We start from the raw sequence: 19,176 nt of genomic DNA on the forward strand, positions 1-19,176 counted from the left end.
TTTGTGTTATTAACCTATAAAACAAATTAAAAATGGCATCAAATAATACAGGACAAACGCTATTAGCTTTATTAACAGGAGCAGCAATTGGAGCAGGAATTGGAATTTTATATGCTCCAGACAAAGGTTCTAATACAAGAGATAAGCTTAATAAAGAAGCTAAAAAAACTCAAAAGAAATTAAATAAACAACTTAAAGAAACTAGTAAGAATTTAAGTGATAAGGCTCAAAAAGCCCGCTATAGTTTCGATCAGAAATTAAATGAAACTCTTTCTACTGCAAGTCATAAAGCTGATGATATTTTGGTAGCAATGGAGGAAAAACTTGAGTCTTTAAGAAGACAAAATGCTAAATTACAAGCTGATTCAACATTAGATGAAGCTAAAGCAGCTGCGAAAAAAGTAGTATCGTAAATATGTTTAAAGATCTAACAGATAGTTTAAATAAGATTACCGAAAAAATTGAAGATTATGGTGTAAGCACTGCGGAGTACTATAAACTCCGCTTGTTTAAATCTGTTATGAAAGGCAGTATATCACTAGTTAATCTTCTAGTTTATGGTAGTCTTTTTCTATTTGTTCTAGTCTTTCTTTCTGTAGGTGCAGCCTTTTGGCTAGGTACTTATTTTGAACATGTATACGTAGGTTTTCTACTAATAGGTGCATTTTATGGTATTCTATTACTTTTGATGTTCGTTTTTGGAAAGAAAGTAATAGAACGAAAGATGCTTTACAAGTTCTCTGGTATCTTATACGATGAAGATGATATTGAGCCTAAAGTGAAGGCTGAACAAGAAATCGAAGATTATCAAGATATCCTTAAAAATGATACTCTAGCAGAAGATAGGCTTAAAGAAATGAATCTTTAATATTGATACTATGAAGAGATACACTACTTTCGAAGAAATAGATAGAGATCTGAAATACTTGCGTTTAAAGGCTCAAATAGACCTTGAAGAAGTAAAATTAGGGTTTACTAAAAGTAAAGAAACCGCTAAAGAATCATTTTCACCAATGAATTTAATTGCCAGTACTGCATCATCAATTATTAAGAAAGCTTTTGTTTTAAAAGTAGTTGATAAGCTTATTGGTATTAAAACTGTAAAGACAAAATAAGTTTATTCTTTTAACTGAATTTAAAACTTATTTCTAAATTGAGGACTGCCCTCAAAAATCTTGAAATAAAACATTAAAAAAGCCGTCTCAATTTCTTTTGAGACGGCTTTTTTGATACTATATACTAATAAGATTAATAGTTTAAATCTTCTCCTTCTTCTGGTCTTTCTGGGGCTTCTCGCTTAGTTCTCTTTTTTTGAACTATACCTTTTTTAAGGTTTTGCTTTTTCATTTCCTCCCCAATTTGGTTACTAGCAACAAATGAAGCAATCATATCATTAAGCATATTACTTCCCGTTTGTGGTGAATTTGGTAACAATATAAGGTTGCTATTGGTTTCTTCACCTATAGATTGCAGTGTGTCGTAATGTTGTGTAACTACAATTAGCGCAGATGCTTCTTGCGAGTTGATTCCAACATTGTTTAATACATCTACACTTTCTTCAAGTCCACGTGCAATTTCACGACGTTGATCGGCAATACCTTGTCCTTGTAAACGCTTGCTTTCAGCTTCAGCACGTGCCTTAGCAACAATTTTAATACGTTCCGCTTCAGCTTCAAATTCTGCAGCTACCTTTTCACGTTCTGCAGCATTAATTCTATTCATAGCTGCTTTTACTTGAACGTCTGGGTCAATATCGGTAACGAGTGTTTTAATAATATCGTAACCGTATTCGCTCATAGCTTCGTTTAACTCTGCTTTTACCGCAATTGCTACATCATCTTTTCTTTCGAAAACATCATCTAGCTTCATTTTTGGAACTTCTGCACGTACTACGTCAAAAACATAAGAGGTAATCTGATCGTGTGGGTTTTCAAGCTTATAAAAAGCATCGTAAACCTTCAGTTTTAATACTTGAAATTGAACTGATATTTTTAGTCTAACAAAAACATCATCTTTTGTTTTCGTTTCAACTATTACATCAAGTTGTTGAATTTTCAAATTTATTCTTCCTGCAATTCGATCTATAAAGGGTATTTTAAACTGTAATCCAGAATTTCTCATACTTTGAAATCTTCCAAATCGCTCTATTATAGCGGCAGTTTGTTGTTTAACTGTAAAAAATGCACCTAAAATAATAAATAAACCAAGGAGTAAAATTGGCACTACAATAGCATAACCCATATATTTAATTTTAATTGATAATAATTAGTTGTTTAAGGTACAAAATTTTAGCAATTATTAAGCTATTGTTACAATTGCCTTATTTATTCGAGCTACGCCTTCTTTCTTTCCTAAAATTGAAAGAATTTCAAAAACATCTGGTCCTTTCATTTCACCTACTAGTGATAGACGTAAAGGCATCATTACTTTTCCAAATCCTATATTTTCAGATGTAATCCAACCTTTTACTTTTTCTGAAAGGTTTTCTGCTGAAAAATCTTCTTCATTTTCAATAATATCGACTACTTTTTGAAGTAATTCAGGTGTTTCTTCTTTAAATGCTTTAGCTGAAGCCTTTTCATCGTAATTAGTAGGTGCTTCAAAAAAGAAACTTCCTTGCTCCCAAAGATCACTTACAAACGTTGCGCGCTCTTTTAAAATTGAAACAATTTTAGTTATGTCTAGGCTAGTATCAGTCGATACACTCTTTTCTTTTAAGAATTTAATAAAATCTTCTGAGAGTGTTGCGTCGTCAACCTTTTGTAAATACTGATTCTGAAACCATTTTGTCTTTTCAGGATCAAATTTTGCACCTGCCTTATGTACGCGTTCTAATTCGAAAGCTTTAACCAATTCTTCTAGACTAAAAATTTCTTGTTCAGTACCAGGATTCCATCCTAAAAAGGCCAACATATTTACTACTGCTTCTGGTAAATAACCATCTTCACGGTAGCCTGAGAATATATCTCCTTCCGCAGTTTTCCATTGTAATGGAAATACAGGGAAGCCCATTTTATCTCCGTCTCGCTTGCTTAATTTTCCGTTTCCAGTAGGTTTTAGAATTAGAGGTAAGTGAGCAAATTCAGGAGCTTTCCAGCCAAATGCACGATATAATAAAACGTGTAATGCCAATGAAGGCAACCATTCTTCTCCTCGAATTACGTGAGTAATATTCATTAAATGGTCGTCTACAATATTTGCTAAGTGGTAGGTTGGCATTCCATCACTTTTAAACAAAACCTTATCATCAAGAATGTTTGAATCTACTTGAATACCCCCGCGAATAATATCGTGAAGCATTAGCATTTCATTTTCTGGTGACTTAAAACGAATTACATACTCATCTCCGTTCTCAATTTTTTGCTGCGTTTCTTCAGCCGATAAAACCAAAGAATTATTCAATTTCAAACGGTTATGCCAGTTATAAATAAAGGTTTTTCCTTTTTCTTCGTGGTCTTTGCGATGTGCATCAAGTTCATCTGAAGTATCAAAAGCATAATATGCATTTCCAGACTCTATTAACGCATCTGCATATTGTTTATAGAGCTCTTTTCTTTCGCTTTGGCGGTATGGAGCACAATTACCTTCTTTATTTGGACCCTCATCGTAAGGAATATTTAACCAGTTTAAAGCTTCAATAATGTATTGCTCAGCGCCTTCTACATAACGGTTTTGGTCGGTGTCTTCAATTCTTAATAGAAAATCACCTCCGTGTTTTTTTGCAAATAAATAGTTGTACAATGCGGTGCGTACACCTCCAATATGTAAAGGACCTGTTGGACTAGGGGCAAAACGTACCCGAACTTTTTCTGACATAATATGCATTCTTTTTATGAAGTTGCAAAGGTACAATTATGGTACCTCATATTAAAGCTATTGGTGCCTGTGGTTTGTTTCTTTTTTTGGAGCAATATTTGTACCTTATAGAGAGCAAAATTTATTGTAATTTAGAAGATTTGAATATCATTAAGCACAATTATGAGCACCTTTAGTATCATTCAGCAAAAGCTGGAAGAATTTATTAGGAAATACTACACCAATGAGCTTATAAAAGGAAGCATCCTTTTCTTTGCCATTGGACTGTTGTACTTCCTAATTACGCTATTGGTTGAATACTTCCTTTGGCTAAATCCGCTAGGAAGACGTATTTTATTTTGGACATTTATAATTGTTGAAATAAGCTTATTTATTCGATTTATCGCCTTTCCACTTGCGAAGCTTTTTAAACTTCAAAAAGGTATTAATTATGAGGAAGCTTCAAGAATAATTGGAAATCATTTTCCTGAGGTTAATGATAAACTATTAAATGTAATTCAACTTAATCACAACAAGCACGAAAGTGAATTGCTTGCAGCGAGTATAGATCAAAAAGCTTCAGAATTACAACCAATTCCTTTTAAAAGCGCTATAAATTTTAAAAAGAATGCTAAATACTTGAAATATGCAGCAATTCCTGTTTTAATATTTCTTCTATTTAGTGCTTTAGGAGGAACTGATATTTTTTCTAGTAGTTATAAGCGCGTTGTTCATTATGATACAGCATTTGAACCACCAGCGCCATTTTCTTTTTTTGTATTAAACGAAAATCTCAATGCAATCGAAAACAGTTCTTTTGTTTTAAAAGTTAAAGCGGAAGGTTCGGCAGTTCCTGAAAATGCGAGTATTATTTACAATGGTGAATCGTACTATATGCAGCAAACAATGCCAGGAACTTTTGAATACACTTTCCAACAACCTGTTGAGAATATTTCTTTTAATTTAAAAGCGAATAAAGTTACTTCTCGTCAATATGTATTAGATGTTGTTAAAACACCTTCTTTACTTAATTACGAAATGGTTTTAGATTATCCTTCGTATACAGGAAAGCGAGATGAAACCTTAAAAAGCACGGGAAATGCTACAATCCCGGAGGGAACTAGAGTTAGATGGAATCTTATAACTAAAAACACCGAATTTGTTTCCTTAAAAACTGCTGATACAAGCTATTCTTTTGCTCCAAAAAATGAAAGTTTTCATTTTGAAAAAGCAGTTTACAATAAATTAGATTACACCATTACTACATCTAATGAAAAATTAAAAGAATATGAAAATCTTGCTTTTACTTTAAATGTCGTAAAAGATCAATATCCAGAAATTAATGTACAGTCTAAACAAGATAGCGTTGATATTCAACGTGTTTTATTTCTTGGCCAGATTTCAGACGATTACGGGCTTACTAAACTGCGGTTGGTGTATTTCCCTGAAGGAGAGGAGAAACTCGCTAAAACAGAAGCATTACCTATTAACAAGACAAATTTCGACCAATTTACGTATTCATTTCCAGGTAATTTAGAATTAGAAGAAGGTGTAGCTTATGAATATTATTTTGAAGTTTTTGACAACGATGTAATTCACAATTACAAATCGTCTAAATCTTCAGTTTATTCTTTCAGAAAATTAACAAAGAGTGAATTTGAAGATGAGCAGCTTAAAAATCAACAAGACGCTATTAAAGGTTTAGATAAATCATTGGATGATTTAAAAGAGCAAAAAGAATCTCTTGATGAGTTATCTAGAATGCAAAAAGAAAAAAACGAGCTTAATTATAACGACAAGAAAAAACTTGAGAACTTTATTAAGCGTCAGAAGCAGCAGGAGGAAATGATGAAGAATTTTTCAGAAGAAATGAAAAAGGAGCTAGATAATTTCCAACCTGAAAATAAAGAAAACGATCCGTTTAAAGAAGAATTACAAAAGCGTCTTGAGGAAAATGAAGAGCGTTTAAAAGAAAACGAAAAATTATTAGAAGAACTCGAAAAGCTTCAAGATAAAATAAACAAAGAAGAGCTTACAGATAAACTAGAAAAGTTAGCTAAGCAAAATAAAAATCAAGAGAAAAATTTAGAACAACTTGTAGAGTTAACTAAGAGGTATTACGTAGAAAAGAAAGCCGAAAAACTTGCTGAGGAACTTTTCAAAATGGGGGAAGAGCAAGAGAAGCTTACCGACAAACCTGAAAGTGAAAACACAAAAGAAGCACAAGAGAAACTCAACAAAAAGTTTGAAGATTATCAAAAGCAAATGGATGAGCTTCAAAAGGAAAATGAAGGTTTAAAGGCTCCAATGGATATTCCTCAAGATAAAGCCGGGGAGCAAGAAGTTGAACAGGAACAACAAAATGCAACTGATAAACTTGAAGATCAGAAACCAAGTGAGGCTGGAAAAAGTCAAAAGAAGGCTGGTGAGAAGATGAAGGAAATGAGTAAACAGATGCAAATGCAAATGCAATCAGGTGGGATGGAATCTATGGAAGAAGATCTAAAAATGGTTCGCCAAATTGTAGATAACCTTGTTGTCTTTTCTTTTGAACAAGAGAATTTAATGGAAGATTTCAAAAAAATTGAATACGGTAATCCTATCTACGGCATCAAATTGAATGTTCAAAACGACTTAAGAACCAATTTTGAACATATAGATGATAGTTTATTTGCCTTGTCACTTAGACAACCTAAGATAGGTTCACAAATAACAAGTTCCTTGATTGAAATTCAATATAATTTGGACAAATCTTTAGAGCGTCTTGCAGAAAATCAAATGCGACAAGGAATTGGTAATCAGCAATATACTATGACTGGTTCCAACGATTTAGCTGTTTTATTAAGTGAAGTAATGAGCAATATGCAAATGCAGATGTCTATGTCTATGGGTTCTGGCTCTGGTGAAGGTATGCCTAGTCCTGGTTCAGGTTCAGGTAAGGAATTTCAGCTTCCAGATATAATTGAAGGACAAGAAAGTTTAGGTGAGAAAATGAAGAATGCTATGAATAAAGGGCAAGAAGGTCAGGAAGGTCAAGGTGAAGGCGAGGGCCAGGGTGAAGGTGACGGTCAAGGTGATGGCGATGGCGACGGCGATGGTGAAAATGGTAAAGATGGCAAAAATGGAAAGTCTGGTAATGAAAAGGGTGGTGATAAAGAAGGTAGTGGAGATAGTGAAGAAATGAACGGTGAGCTTTTTGAAATATACAAGCAACAACAAGAGCTTAGGCAAAAACTCCAAGATAGATTAAGCAAAGAAGGCTTAAATGGGAATGGAGGTGCTTTACTAAAAAAAATGGAGGGTATTGAACAACAATTACTCGACAAAGGTTTTAACCAAAGTACGCTTCAGGAGATTTTAAATCTTAAATATGAACTATTAAAATTGGATGAGGCCGATTTTGAACAAGGTCAAGAAACTAGAAGAGAAGCCGAAACTAATTTTAAAGATTATAGAAACAACATTCAATTGTCTCCAGAAGAGATAAAAAAATACTTTAATACAACTGAAATTTTAAATCGCGAGGCCTTACCTTTGCGCCAAGATTACAAAAATAAAGTTCAAGACTATTTTAAGGGCAACAATGAATGATAGAATTTAATTTTGAAACAGATTTCAAATTAGATAACGGAACTCTTTTAAATGAGTGGATATCTAAAGTAATTACTTCAGAAGGTTTCGAAGTAGGTGAGGTTCATTATATATTTTGCGATGATGAATTTCTGCATAAATTAAATGTAGAGTTTTTAAATCACGATACTCTTACCGATGTAATCAGTTTTGATTACAGAATGGGAAACCAAATCAATGGTGAAATTTTTATCTCTGTTGAACGAGTTCAGGATAACGCAAAAGATTTTAATAATAGTTTTGAAGAAGAATTACACCGTGTAATGATTCACGGAATTCTTCATTTCTGTGGTTATAAAGACAAAACAGATGAAGAGGAAGCTTTAATGCGTAACAAAGAAAATGAAGCTTTGTCTCTTTTACATCCGTAAATGGATGTTTCTTAATCTAACTTGTTTAATGTTAGATTATTATTGTAATTTTGCACCCCTTTTTTAATAAGAATACTAAATGTTCCACGTGGAACAATTGAAAGAATATATGTTTGAAAGCGAATATGATGTTATTGTAGTTGGTGCTGGTCACGCAGGTTCAGAAGCCGCGGCTGCAGCTGCTAACTTAGGTTCTAAAACTCTTTTAGTTACCATGAATCTACAGACCATTGCTCAAATGAGTTGCAATCCTGCTATGGGTGGAATTGCAAAAGGTCAAATAGTTCGTGAAATAGATGCACTTGGTGGTTATAGCGGAATTGTTTCCGACAAATCTGCTATACAGTTTAAGATGCTTAATAAATCTAAGGGACCTGCAATGTGGAGTCCGAGAGTTCAGAGTGACCGAATGCGTTTTGCTGAAACTTGGAGGTTGATGTTAGAGCAAACTCCAAATCTAGATTTCTATCAAGAGATGATCTCTAGTATTATAGTTGAAAATGGAATTGTAAAAGGAGTAAGAACTTCTCTTGGTTTAGAAATTAAAGCCAAAAGTGTTGTACTTACAAATGGTACTTTTTTAAATGGTTTAATTCATATCGGTGAAAAACAATTTGGAGGAGGACGTGCTGGTGAAAAAGCATCGACAGGAATTACTAAAGATTTAACCGATTTAGGTTTTGAAGCAGGAAGAATGAAAACAGGAACACCACCTAGAGTAGATGGTCGATCTTTAGATTTTTCCAAAATGATTCCTCAACCTGGAGATGATGTGCCAGGAAAATTTTCATATACAGACCTAACAAAACCTTTAACCAAACAACGCTCTTGTCATATGAGTCATACAAGTTTGGATGTACATAATATTTTAAGAGAAGGTTTTGATAGATCACCAATGTTTAACGGAGCCATTCAAAGTACTGGTCCACGTTATTGTCCTTCAATAGAAGATAAGATAAATCGTTTTGCTGATAAAGATAGACATCAACTTTTTGTAGAGCCTGAAGGATGGAATACTGTTGAATATTATATCAATGGTTTTTCAACTTCTTTACCTGAGGATATTCAGTTTAAAGCTTTACGTCAAGTTAGAGGTTTTGAAAATGTGAAATTTTTCCGTCCTGGTTATGCAATTGAATACGATTATTTCCCACCAACACAATTAAAACATACGCTAGAAACCAAACTTGTTTCTGGTTTATATTTTGCTGGCCAGATAAACGGTACAACTGGATATGAAGAAGCAGCTTCTCAAGGACTAATGGCTGGGATAAATGCTCACCTAAAAATTAATGAAAAGGACCCTTTTATTCTTCAACGTAACGAAGCTTATATTGGTGTTTTAATAGACGACTTAATTACAAAAGGTACAGAAGAGCCATATAGAATGTTTACTTCTCGTGCAGAATATAGAACGTTATTAAGACAGGATAATGCCGATTTTCGTTTAACACCAAAATCGTTTGATATTGGTTTGGCTCACGAAAGTCGTATGAGAAAGATGGAAGAGAAAAAAGAAAAGTCTGAAGCTTTTGTTCAGTTCTTTAAAGAGACAAGTTCCGCCCCAGAAGAAATAAATCCTATTTTCGAAGAAAAAAATTCTGCCTTAGTTGCTCAGAGTGATAAGATGTTTAAGTTTTTCTCTCGTCCAGAAATAACAATGGAGGATATGAAGCAAATTGAATCGGTGAAGGAATTTATTCAAGAAAATGAATTAGATTCTGAAATGATTCAACAAGCAGAAATCCAAGTTAAGTATTCAGGGTATATTGCTAAGGAAAAAAATAACGCCGATAAATTAAATCGTTTAGAAGGATTAAAAATTCCTGAGTCTTTTGATTATTCGAAGTTGAAATCTCTTTCTTATGAAGCAAGAGAAAAGCTTACCAAAATAAGACCAGCTACCGTTTCACAAGCTTCTAGAATTAGCGGTGTTTCTCCAAATGACGTTTCTGTTTTGTTAGTATATATGGGACGATAACAACATTGTTTCACGTGGAACACTAATTTCTTATTTAATATTTAATTCGTTTTTGATTGGAAACTAATTCTAAAATATACTTATCGGTAAAAGATTATTTGGTCTCAGGAGAGACCTTTAATTTGATATATAATAAAGAATTAGACTTCCTGAAAACAGTACCACAACCTAAGGAAGAAGATCTTCATAAATATTATGAAAGCGAAGAGTACATTTCGCACACCGATGAGAAAAGGGGAGTACTTTCATTTCTATATCAAACTGTAAAAAAATGGTCTTTAAAAAATAAGACAAATTTAATTACTACGGAAAATAATGGCGTTGGTTCGTTATTGGATGTAGGAGCAGGAACGGGAGATTTTTTGATTGCAGCTAAAAATAATGGATGGAAAGTTTCCGGAGTCGAACCTAATAAAAATGCTTTAAAGTTAGCTTCCGAAAAAGGAATCGAATTAGAATCCAATTTAGATAAATTTGTCGGAAATCAATTTGATGTCGTTACCCTATGGCATGTTTTGGAACATATTCCTAATTTGGAGGATACGGTTATCAAATTATCCAATTTGGTAAAACCGAATGGAACTTTAATAATTGCCGTTCCTAATTTCAAAAGTTACGATGCCAAATATTATAAAGAATATTGGGCTGCTTATGATGTGCCTCGTCACCTTTGGCATTTTTCAAAAACTTCAATTGAAAAAATATTTGCTAACGAGTTTACGCTTCATAAAATTAAACCGATGATATTCGATTCGTTTTATGTGAGTCTACTTTCCGAGAAATATAAAACAGGAAATAAATTTTCATTAAAAGCTTTTTGGATAGGACTTAAGTCAAATTTAAGCGCTAAACAATCTAAAGAGTACTCTTCACACGTTTATTGCTTCAAAAAAGGAAAATAAGCGCTTTTAACGCGTTTTTAAGCCTCCTATAGTATATTGCCTTTAAAAATTTTCGTTTCTTCGTTAAAAACAGCCTAACCAAACCGTTTTTAATAATAAATATCAATTAAAATTAAATTTTAATAAAAAATATTTATGCTTGTTCAGAGCGGTGGATAAGTCGGGTTAATTTTATAGAAAGGTCGGTGAAGATAATTTTTGGATTTCCATTTCGCTCAATATGATAAGAAGCATCTTCAAGTGCAGAATTAATTTCAAAAATATTATTCTGATGAACAAAGGGAGCAAATTTTGGAAGAGAAAAAGTTTTGTCCTTAGCTTCAAAAAATAAAAGTGATTCGGCTTGGTAGTTTTTTAGAAGAGCTTGTCTAAACACTTCATTGCAATACATCAAAAATTTCTTTTGAGTTTCACGTCCTTGTCCAGCAAGTTCATCACTCCAAGATAATAATGTATTTATAGCACCCTTGTTTCCTTTAGCTCTAAATGCAGTTCGAACCCATGTGATAAACCATTTTTCAAAAATCTCGTCCTCCCCAGTTTCATCTAGCAGTTGTAAAGCTTTGTTGTAATCTCCTTGGGCTTTATGCGCAGTATTTTGTGCTAAAGATTCAGAAATATTTTGGGTTAGAATTAATTCTTCAGCAATATCGGCTTCAGAAAGAAGGGGAAAGGAAAGCTTTTGACAACGAGATCTAATAGTCGTTATTATTTGTTCCTCTTGTTCGGTTAGTAGGAGAAGAACAGTTTTATCTGAAGGTTCTTCAACTAGTTTCAAAATTTTATTGGCGCATTCAACATTCATATTCTCAGCCATCCAAATTATCATCACTTTATAACCACCTTGAAAGGATTTTAAAGAGAGTTTTTTCGCGATACTTTCGGCTTCAAACTTACTAATGTTACCTTGTTTTTTTTCAATACCAATGTGTTGTAACCACTCAAAAAGTGATGCATATGGATTGTCTAAAACAAATTTTCGCCATTCGTCTGAGTAATTGTCAGAAATAGCATTCTTTTTTGCAATATCACTAGTATTTACTGGATATACGAAATGTAAATCGGGATGCGATAGTTTTGAAACCTTGCTCTTACAAGCAATATATTCTGGACTTCCTTCTTCGTAATTAATACACAGCAATTCTGCAGCGTAAGCAATTGCCATAGGGAGTAATCCGCTTCCGTTTACACCTTCAAATAATTGGGCGTGTGGAATACGACCATTTTCAATGGTTTTTATAAGATGCGACTTTAAGTGCTTTTGTCCTATTACTTCTGAAAAATCCATTCGCAAATCTAATCAATTTTACGGTTTTTTTTCATTTTGAAGTTTTTCTGAGCCCTATTTCTTACAAATGGGAAAATGAAAGTAATTCGTTCCGCATAAATCTTCTAAAAGGGTATATTTGCATTTCAAAATTCAGCTTATGAAAACTGTAAACGATATCAATTTTAAAGGAAAGAAAGCATTAATTCGAGTTGACTACAATGTACCACTCGACGAAAACTTCAATGTAACAGATACAACACGTATTCGTGCATCAAAACCAACTATATTAAAAATATTGGAAGATGGTGGAAGTTGTATTTTAATGTCTCACTTAGGAAGACCAAAAAATAGAGAAGAGGAGTTTTCATTAAAACATATCGTAAAAACCTTATCTGAAATTCTTGGAGTACAAGCTCAATTTGTTGATGATTGTATAGGTCCAAAAGCTGAGGAAGCGGTTAATAACTGTAAATCTGGCGAAATTATTTTGTTAGAAAACCTCAGATATTATGAAGAAGAAACAAAGGGCGATCGCGAATTTGCTGAAAAGCTGTCAAAGCTTGGCGATGTTTATGTAAATGATGCCTTTGGAACTGCCCATCGCGCTCACGCTTCAACAGCAGTAATCGCAGATTTTTTCCCTGAAAATAAATGTTTTGGGCTACTACTTGCTTCCGAAGTTGAAAACGTGAAAAAAGTATTAGAAACAAATGTAAAACCGGTAACAGCGGTTATTGGTGGTGCTAAGGTTTCCTCAAAAATTACAATTATTGAAAACATACTAGATAAAATCGACCATTTGATTATTGGTGGAGGTATGGCTTTCACATTTATAAAGGCGCAGGGTGGAAAAATTGGAAGCTCTTTAGTAGAAGAAGACAAACAAGACCTTGCCCTTGAAATTTTAGAAATGGCAAAAAGTAAATCGGTACAAGTGCATTTACCTGTAGATGCTGTAATTGCTGATAGTTTTTCTGAATTTGCCAATACTAAAATTGAAGAAGTAAACAATATTCCTGACGGATGGATGGGATTAGACGTTGGTCCTAAAACCAATGAGTTATTTGGTAACGTAATTTCAGAATCAAAAACGATACTGTGGAACGGTCCAGTAGGAGTTTTTGAAATGGAAAAATTTGAAGAAGGAACTAAAACCTTAGGTTTCAATATTGCCAAAGCAACAAAAGGCGGTGCTTTTTCATTAGTTGGAGGAGGTGATTCTGTTGCTGCAGTTCACAAATTTAATTTAAGTGACAAAGTAAGTTATGTTTCTACAGGAGGTGGAGCAATGTTAGAAATGCTTGAAGGTAAGAGTTTACCGGGTATAAAGGCTTTAATGTAGAAACGTTAAATATCAATTACTTAGTAGCTCGAAACGCTAAAATTGCATAATTTCGCAAAAACGTTATTTTTGAAATAATTAAATGGCATAATTTGCGTTATCTATACTTGAGTATTGATAAACAATTCTGCTTAAAAATTAATCGGGCAAATTTGCCGAAATTATTATTGCACCAAGCTAATGAAAGTTAATAAAATCCTTCCACTCATGTTGATGCTAGCCTTCAGTATGAGTTTTGCACAACAAGGAAAGAAACAGAGCAAAAGTATTGATACTAAAAAAATCAAAGTTGTTGACTCTATTAAAGTCACTAAAATTTCTAGTGATTTACCAACCACAATTGTTGCTACAGGAGTTAAAGATAGTATTGTATACAATCTGAAAGATATGGCATTGGCCAGAAAAAAGGATAGTTTGTGGCTTAAGGAGCTTTACAAGTCCGATCTTTTTGATGATATCTATAATAGCATTGTAAACCAAGAATACGAGCCTGTTGAATACGAAGAACTTCCTACTGAAGTTTTAAAACAACGTTTAAAAGAACTAGATGCTCGCACACCTTTTAATGTTGAGTACAACCCATCATTAGAAAGTGTAATTAAGCAATACCTAAAAAACAGACGTCGCGGAATTGAGCGATTAATGGGATTAAGTGAGTACTACTTCCCAATGTTTGAACAAGAATTAGACAAGCACAATCTTCCTTTAGAGTTAAAATACTTAGCAATTGTAGAATCTGCGCTTAATCCATCGGCAAAGTCTAGAGTTGGTGCAACAGGATTATGGCAATTTATGTATCCTACAGGTAAGATGTTTGGATTGGATGTAAATTCATACGTAGATGAGCGTTCAGACCCTATTCTTTCTACCGAGGCAGCTTGTAAATACCTAAAAAGCTTAAATAACAGTTTTAACGATTGGGATTTGGCACTTGCAGCTTATAATTCAGGACCTGGGAATGTATCAAAGGCAATCCGTCGTTCTGGAGGAAAAACAAACTATTGGAATTTACGTAGCTTTCTTCCACGTGAAACGGCTGGATACGTGCCTGCTTTCTTAGCGACAATGTACATCTTTGAATATGCCGAAGAACACGGTTTTAAAAAGCAAGCAGCGAGAATACCATACGTAGCTACAGATACTATTAGAGTAAAGCAACAAATTACATTAGATCAAGTTTCAAAACTCACAAACCTAGACATAGAAGAATTGGAGTTTTTGAATCCTGCGTATAAACTAGGGATTATTCCTGTAGTTAAAGGAGAAAACTATACTCTTAGATTGCCATTAACATCAGTTGGTACGTTTGTAAACAATGAAGATGCTATTTATGCACATCTTAATAAAGAACAGGAAAATGTAGAAGAAGAGGCTCCAGAAATGTACGATCAACCTGAAAAGGTTCGTTATCGTGTACGAAGAGGAGATTTTTTAGGTAAAATAGCCCAGCGATATGGTGTAGGAGTTAGCCAAATTAAGAATTGGAATGGGATGCGAAGCAACAACTTGAAAGTAGGTCAAAATTTAATTATTTATCCTAAAAAGAACCCTCAAGACATAGCAAGTAATGCGCCTGCAAAAAGAACTAACACTGCTGAAAAAATTTACACAGTGAGAAGTGGCGACTCATTATGGACTATTTCTCAAAAATTTCCTGGTGTTTCGGTACAGAACCTCAAAAAATGGAACGATATTAGTGGTAATAATATAAAGCCCGGAACTAAACTTAAAATTTATAAAGGATAGTTCCCTAAAATATCCTTTTAATGAGATCAACATTCGTATTACTGCTTTCGTTTTTACTTGTATTTACCTCTTGTAACGACAATGGAAAGAAAGACAAATCCCTTGTTCCTGATTCTGTTGGGAATATAAACTCTCTTCAAGTTATAACTCCTAACGACTTGTGGAATGGTGCGACAGGGGAAGCAATTCGCAAACATTTTGCAGCTCCTGCAGATGGCCTTCCTCAAGATGAGCCATTGTTTTCAATGAATCAATTACAGCCTGAAATATTTACTGGTTTTGCACGTAGTAACAGGCTTTTTCTTTATGTTACCTTAGGAAATGAGGATAAGGTTACACTTGCTACTAATGAATATGCCAAGCCGCAAACAGGGGCCATAATTAAGGCTACTTCAGAAGAAAAATTGGTAGAGCTTATCAATAAAAACGCCGATAAGATTATCGAATCTTTTTATAAGTCTGAAATAACAGAACGTCAACGAAGAACCTCAATTTCATTGCTAAAATTAGACACTTTAAAGAGTTTGATGGGGGTTAGTTTAAAAGTTCCTACTGCATATCGCATTGCAAAAGCAACAGATGAGTTTTTCTGGCTTCGCAAAGATTTAAAAGATGGAACTACCAACATATTAATCTATCCTGTACCGTTAGATATGATTAAGAACGACAGTACGGCTGTAGGAGATATTATAAACATTCGCGATTCGATAGGAAGTAAATTACTACCTGTTGAAGACGATAGTGCTTTTATTACCGAAGATGCTTACGCTCCATATTTGTTTAAAACGACTATCGATGGTAAGTTTGCTTATGAGACCAAGGGAACTTGGGAGGTGAAAGATGCTTGGATGGGCGGGCCATTTATTAACTATGCGGTTAAAGATGAAAAGAACAATCGCTATTTAATATTAGAAGGTTTTACCTATGCGCCGCGAGCATCTAAGAGAGATCTACAATTTGAGCTAGAATCTATTTTAAATTCGGCTAAGTTTGAGTAAAAAATTAAAACGCTTCCTGCATTAAAAACGCTGGAAGAGCATAAATACAAAAAGAGCCTTTCAATTTTAAACTGAAAGGCTCTTTTTATTAAATATAACAACGAAAGTTATTTGGTCTCGTCAATTTTTTTCTCTGGAGTTTCGTCTTCTTTGGAAGCGTCTTTAAATTCTTTAAGACCACTACCCAAACCGCGCATAAGCTCTGGGATTTTCTTTCCACCAAAAAGCAGTAGTACAATCACAACAATCAATACAATCTGCCAAGGCCCTATAGCGATAAAAGGTAAAAATAAACTAGTCATAATTCATAGATTTTAGTTTGGCAAAGGTAACAAGAATTGTTTAGATAGAACGTTTTCAATCCAATTTTAGCATCATTGCCTTATATTTTCTTTATATGTGTAAAGTAAAGAGCTAATAAATTTCTATTGTAATCTAAATATGTGGGTAACTTCAATATAACTCTATTCAAACGGCGTTTGTTTACTCTTAGTTACCAATTTATAAAAGCCCTCTAATATTTAAATTTAATCTTATATCCCTTATCTAAAGATTATACGTCCTTATAATAATTTATATTTGTAGAAAGCAAATGGATTGTACTCTCAAAATTCCTTTATGGGAAATATGACTATAAAGCCATAAGACGTAAGATGAAAAATGATTTGGAGATTTAGATAATTGAAAGGATTAGCCTTACGTTATAAGAACATTAAACTCGTCATTCCTTTAATGGATTTAAAGGCAATTACAAATACAAAATATGTCTATAAAAGAAAAAAGAACCAAGAAGTTCAAGAAGAAACTGTTACATAAATACCGTTTGGTAATCCTGAATGAAGAAACCTTTGAAGAGCGCTTTTCATTTAAGCTTAATAGACTAAATGTATTTATCTTTACTGTACTCTCTTCTCTTTTCTTAATAATAACTACAACAGTAATTATTGCTTTTACTCCCTTACGTGAATATATACCTGGTTATTCTTCTACCAATTTAAAGAAGAAGGCTGCAAAGCTAGCGTATCAAACAGACTCGCTACAGCAAGTTATTAGTGTAAATGATCAATACCTTGCTTCGATAAAAAAAGTGCTTACAGGAGACGTTAAAACGGTTGAGTTTAATAAGGATTCAATTATTGAAGTTGCCAAAACAGATCCTTCGGTATTGGTTCGTATATCGAGAAAAGATTCTTTATTACGGGAACAGGTTGAAAAGGAAGATAAATACAATCCTCTAGCTGCGCAACAAGTTCAGAAATACGTGCTATTTGCCCCTGTAAAAGGAACCATAACAGAGCCATATGATTCTAAGGCAAAACACTATGCTGTGGATGTGGTTACTATAAAAGATTCACCCGTAAAAGCGGTAGCAGACGGGACGGTTATTTTTGCCGAATGGACTGTTGCCACAGGTTATGTGATTATCGTTAAACACGGCAACGATTTAATTTCTGTCTACAAGCACAACGGATTGTTAACAAAAGGGCAGGGGGAAGTTGTAAAAGGTGGTGAAGTAATCGCTATTGTAGGTAATACAGGCGAACTTACCACTGGACCACACCTACATTTTGAATTGTGGCGAGACGGTTTTCCAATTAATCCAACAAGTTTCATCGATTTTGATTAATTACTTATGTCTATAAAATCATTTTCTGCTAAAATATTTTCAAAGATTGTTGTTTTCCAAATAAAGAAATGGGCGTCAAACCCTGTTGAAACACAGCAAAAAGTTTTTAATAGTTTAATTTCTCAGGCAAAAAACACAGCCTTTGGAAAAGACCACGACTTTGAGAATATCAAAACATTTCAGGATTTTGCCACTCGAGTTCCTGTGCGAGATTATGAAGCACTAAAACCTTATGTAGATAGAACCGTTTCTGGGGAAGCAGATGTGCTTTGGCCCAATAAACCGTTGTATTTTGCAAAAACTTCAGGAACAACCTCTGGTGCTAAATACATTCCGCTTACAAAGGAATCTATGCCATTTCACATTCAGGCAGCTCGAAATGCTATACTGTGCTATATAAACGAAACTGGAAAAGCCGATTTTGTAGATGGGAAGATGATTTTTCTTCAAGGAAGTCCAGAAATGCAGGAAAAAAATGGGATTAAACTAGGAAGACTATCAGGAATTGTTGCGCATTATGTACCGGCATACCTTCAAAAAAATCGTTTGCCAAGTTGGGAAACTAACTGCATAGAAGATTGGGAATCGAAAGTAGATGCTATTGTTGAAGAGACCAAGAATGAAGATATGACCGTAATTAGCGGGATTCCTTCTTGGGTTCAGATGTATTTTGAAAAACTTCAAAGCAATACGGGGAAAAAAGTTGGCGATCTCTTCAAAAACTTCAACCTCTTTATTTATGGAGGGGTAAATTTTGAGCCCTACCGAGCAAAATTCGAAACTTTAATTGGACGAAAAGTTGATAGTATAGAGCTATTCCCCGCAAGTGAAGGTTTTTTCGCGTATCAAGACAGTCAAAACGACAAGGGAATGTTATTGCTTCTTAATTCAGGTATTTTTTATGAATTTATAGAAGCTTCAACATTCTTTGATGAAAACCCTAAAAGGCTTACCATTGGTGAAGTTGAAATTGGCGTTAACTATGTAATGATAATTTCAACAAATGCAGGACTTTGGGGATACAATTTGGGAGATACTATACAGTTTACTTCCACAAAACCATACAGAGTAATTGTGTCTGGTAGAATTAAGCATTTTATCTCTGCTTTTGGCGAACACGTGATTGGGAAAGAAGTAGAAGAAGCGATGAACAAAGCAATTGCAAAGTTTAATTTTTCTATTTCTGAATTTACTGTTGCCCCACAAATTACACCTCCTGACGGGTCATTACCCTATCACGAATGGTTGGTAGAATTCTCTGAAGCACCCGAAAATATTGAGGAAGTTGTTGCTTTCTTAGATGCTGAAATGCAACGTCAAAATTCGTATTACTTCGATTTAATTGAAGGAAAAATTCTTCAGCCTTTAAAAGTATCTTCACTTACAAAAGATAGTTTTCAAGCTTATATGAAGTCTCAAGGCAAACTAGGCGGTCAAAATAAAGTGCCTCGCCTTTCTAACGATCGTAAAATAGCAGATGCTTTGCTAGAAATTCAACCTTAAAATTAGTCTTA

General features: G+C 33.9%; 16 protein-coding genes. 12 read left to right on the forward strand and 4 right to left on the reverse strand.

Annotated features, from left to right (window positions below; all coding sequences use genetic code 11):
* The first annotated feature begins 32 nt into the window (after positions 1 to 32).
* From G3A46_RS01740 to G3A46_RS01750, 3 genes are read left to right on the forward strand one after another with little or no spacing between them, the layout of a single operon-like run.
* Positions 33 to 413, forward strand: coding sequence for a YtxH domain-containing protein (locus G3A46_RS01740; protein ID WP_165145427.1), 381 nt, complete (start codon positions 33 to 35; stop codon positions 411 to 413).
* A 2-nt stretch (positions 414 to 415) separates the two neighbouring features.
* On the forward strand, positions 416 to 868 hold the full coding sequence (locus G3A46_RS01745; protein WP_165145429.1) for a phage holin family protein: 453 nt from the start codon (positions 416 to 418) through the stop codon (positions 866 to 868).
* A 10-nt stretch (positions 869 to 878) separates the two neighbouring features.
* Positions 879 to 1,115, forward strand: coding sequence for a hypothetical protein (locus G3A46_RS01750; RefSeq protein ID WP_165145431.1), 237 nt, complete (start codon positions 879 to 881; stop codon positions 1,113 to 1,115).
* 133 nt (positions 1,116 to 1,248) lie between these two features.
* On the opposite strand, the gene G3A46_RS01755 is transcribed toward G3A46_RS01750, so the two are convergent.
* Both G3A46_RS01755 and gltX read right to left on the reverse strand, forming a co-directional pair.
* Complete coding sequence (locus G3A46_RS01755; RefSeq protein WP_165145433.1) at positions 1,249 to 2,241, reverse strand: SPFH domain-containing protein; 993 nt, start codon at positions 2,239 to 2,241, stop codon at positions 1,249 to 1,251.
* A gap of 57 nt (positions 2,242 to 2,298) precedes the next feature.
* Positions 2,299 to 3,816, reverse strand: coding sequence for a glutamate--tRNA ligase (gene gltX / locus G3A46_RS01760; protein WP_165145435.1), 1,518 nt, complete (start codon positions 3,814 to 3,816; stop codon positions 2,299 to 2,301).
* A gap of 162 nt (positions 3,817 to 3,978) precedes the next feature.
* On the opposite strand from gltX, the gene G3A46_RS01765 reads away from it, so the two are divergent.
* The 4 genes from G3A46_RS01765 (at position 3,979) to G3A46_RS01780 (ending at position 10,679) form a co-directional block, all read left to right on the forward strand.
* The gene (locus G3A46_RS01765) at positions 3,979 to 7,386 is read left to right on the forward strand and encodes a DUF4175 family protein (protein WP_165145437.1); all 3,408 of its coding nucleotides are present in this window, start codon (positions 3,979 to 3,981) and stop codon (positions 7,384 to 7,386) included.
* Entirely contained in the window at positions 7,383 to 7,796 is a 414-nt protein-coding gene (gene ybeY / locus G3A46_RS01770) for an rRNA maturation RNase YbeY (RefSeq protein WP_165145449.1), read from the forward strand. Before G3A46_RS01765 ends, ybeY begins: the two co-directional genes overlap by 4 nt.
* A gap of 109 nt (positions 7,797 to 7,905) precedes the next feature.
* Positions 7,906 to 9,777 carry a tRNA uridine-5-carboxymethylaminomethyl(34) synthesis enzyme MnmG gene (gene mnmG / locus G3A46_RS01775; protein WP_165147560.1) on the forward strand — a complete coding sequence of 624 codons (1,872 nt, stop codon included), beginning with the start codon at positions 7,906 to 7,908 and terminating at the stop codon, positions 9,775 to 9,777.
* Between the two features lie 56 nt (positions 9,778 to 9,833).
* A complete protein-coding gene (locus tag G3A46_RS01780; protein ID WP_165145451.1) occupies positions 9,834 to 10,679 on the forward strand; it encodes a class I SAM-dependent methyltransferase in 846 nt (281 codons plus the stop codon).
* Positions 10,680 to 10,812: 133 nt separating this feature from the next.
* On the opposite strand, the gene G3A46_RS01785 is transcribed toward G3A46_RS01780, so the two are convergent.
* Complete coding sequence (locus G3A46_RS01785; RefSeq protein WP_165145453.1) at positions 10,813 to 11,967, reverse strand: DNA polymerase III subunit delta'; 1,155 nt, start codon at positions 11,965 to 11,967, stop codon at positions 10,813 to 10,815.
* A gap of 139 nt (positions 11,968 to 12,106) precedes the next feature.
* Here G3A46_RS01785 and G3A46_RS01790 point away from each other — a divergent pair, with 139 nt between their 5' ends.
* The 3 genes from G3A46_RS01790 to G3A46_RS01800 all read left to right on the forward strand — a co-directional run bounded on the left by G3A46_RS01790 (position 12,107) and on the right by G3A46_RS01800 (position 16,035).
* A complete protein-coding gene (locus G3A46_RS01790; protein ID WP_165145455.1) occupies positions 12,107 to 13,291 on the forward strand; it encodes a phosphoglycerate kinase in 1,185 nt (394 codons plus the stop codon).
* Between the two features lie 180 nt (positions 13,292 to 13,471).
* Positions 13,472 to 15,037 carry a LysM peptidoglycan-binding domain-containing protein gene (locus G3A46_RS01795; RefSeq protein WP_165145457.1) on the forward strand — a complete coding sequence of 522 codons (1,566 nt, stop codon included), beginning with the start codon at positions 13,472 to 13,474 and terminating at the stop codon, positions 15,035 to 15,037.
* Between the two features lie 20 nt (positions 15,038 to 15,057).
* On the forward strand, positions 15,058 to 16,035 hold the full coding sequence (locus G3A46_RS01800; RefSeq protein WP_165145460.1) for a DUF4837 family protein: 978 nt from the start codon (positions 15,058 to 15,060) through the stop codon (positions 16,033 to 16,035).
* A gap of 107 nt (positions 16,036 to 16,142) precedes the next feature.
* Here G3A46_RS01800 and tatA read toward each other — a convergent pair whose 3' ends face one another.
* Positions 16,143 to 16,337 (reverse strand): twin-arginine translocase TatA/TatE family subunit, encoded by a 195-nt coding sequence (tatA, locus tag G3A46_RS01805; RefSeq protein WP_139854182.1) that lies wholly within the window; start codon positions 16,335 to 16,337, stop codon positions 16,143 to 16,145.
* 461 nt (positions 16,338 to 16,798) lie between these two features.
* On the opposite strand from tatA, the gene G3A46_RS01810 reads away from it, so the two are divergent.
* Both G3A46_RS01810 and G3A46_RS01815 read left to right on the forward strand, forming a co-directional pair.
* Positions 16,799 to 17,662, forward strand: a complete 864-nt coding sequence (locus G3A46_RS01810; RefSeq protein ID WP_165145462.1) for a M23 family metallopeptidase — start codon at positions 16,799 to 16,801, stop codon at positions 17,660 to 17,662.
* A gap of 6 nt (positions 17,663 to 17,668) precedes the next feature.
* Positions 17,669 to 19,165 (forward strand): GH3 auxin-responsive promoter family protein, encoded by a 1,497-nt coding sequence (locus G3A46_RS01815; protein WP_165145464.1) that lies wholly within the window; start codon positions 17,669 to 17,671, stop codon positions 19,163 to 19,165.
* Positions 19,166 to 19,176: the final 11 nt, after the last annotated feature.

Source organism: Aequorivita sp. KMM 9714, from assembly GCF_011065475.1.
In the GTDB taxonomy this organism is placed as follows: domain Bacteria; phylum Bacteroidota; class Bacteroidia; order Flavobacteriales; family Flavobacteriaceae; genus Aequorivita; species Aequorivita sinensis.

Coding starts and splice junctions, on each gene's coding strand:
- G3A46_RS01750 (WP_165145431.1), top strand. CDS start 879: ATGAAGAGATACACTACTTTCGAAGAAATAGATAGAGATCTGAAATAC.
- G3A46_RS01765 (WP_165145437.1), top strand. CDS start 3,979: ATGAGCACCTTTAGTATCATTCAGCAAAAGCTGGAAGAATTTATTAGG.
- mnmG (WP_165147560.1), top strand. CDS start 7,906: ATGTTTGAAAGCGAATATGATGTTATTGTAGTTGGTGCTGGTCACGCA.
- ybeY (WP_165145449.1), top strand. CDS start 7,383: ATGATAGAATTTAATTTTGAAACAGATTTCAAATTAGATAACGGAACT.
- G3A46_RS01815 (WP_165145464.1), top strand. CDS start 17,669: ATGTCTATAAAATCATTTTCTGCTAAAATATTTTCAAAGATTGTTGTT.
- G3A46_RS01800 (WP_165145460.1), top strand. CDS start 15,058: ATGAGATCAACATTCGTATTACTGCTTTCGTTTTTACTTGTATTTACC.
- tatA (WP_139854182.1), bottom strand. CDS start 16,337: ATGACTAGTTTATTTTTACCTTTTATCGCTATAGGGCCTTGGCAGATT.
- G3A46_RS01785 (WP_165145453.1), bottom strand. CDS start 11,967: ATGGATTTTTCAGAAGTAATAGGACAAAAGCACTTAAAGTCGCATCTT.
- G3A46_RS01790 (WP_165145455.1), top strand. CDS start 12,107: ATGAAAACTGTAAACGATATCAATTTTAAAGGAAAGAAAGCATTAATT.
- G3A46_RS01740 (WP_165145427.1), top strand. CDS start 33: ATGGCATCAAATAATACAGGACAAACGCTATTAGCTTTATTAACAGGA.
- G3A46_RS01745 (WP_165145429.1), top strand. CDS start 416: ATGTTTAAAGATCTAACAGATAGTTTAAATAAGATTACCGAAAAAATT.
- G3A46_RS01795 (WP_165145457.1), top strand. CDS start 13,472: ATGAAAGTTAATAAAATCCTTCCACTCATGTTGATGCTAGCCTTCAGT.
- G3A46_RS01810 (WP_165145462.1), top strand. CDS start 16,799: ATGTCTATAAAAGAAAAAAGAACCAAGAAGTTCAAGAAGAAACTGTTA.
- G3A46_RS01755 (WP_165145433.1), bottom strand. CDS start 2,241: ATGGGTTATGCTATTGTAGTGCCAATTTTACTCCTTGGTTTATTTATT.
- gltX (WP_165145435.1), bottom strand. CDS start 3,816: ATGTCAGAAAAAGTTCGGGTACGTTTTGCCCCTAGTCCAACAGGTCCT.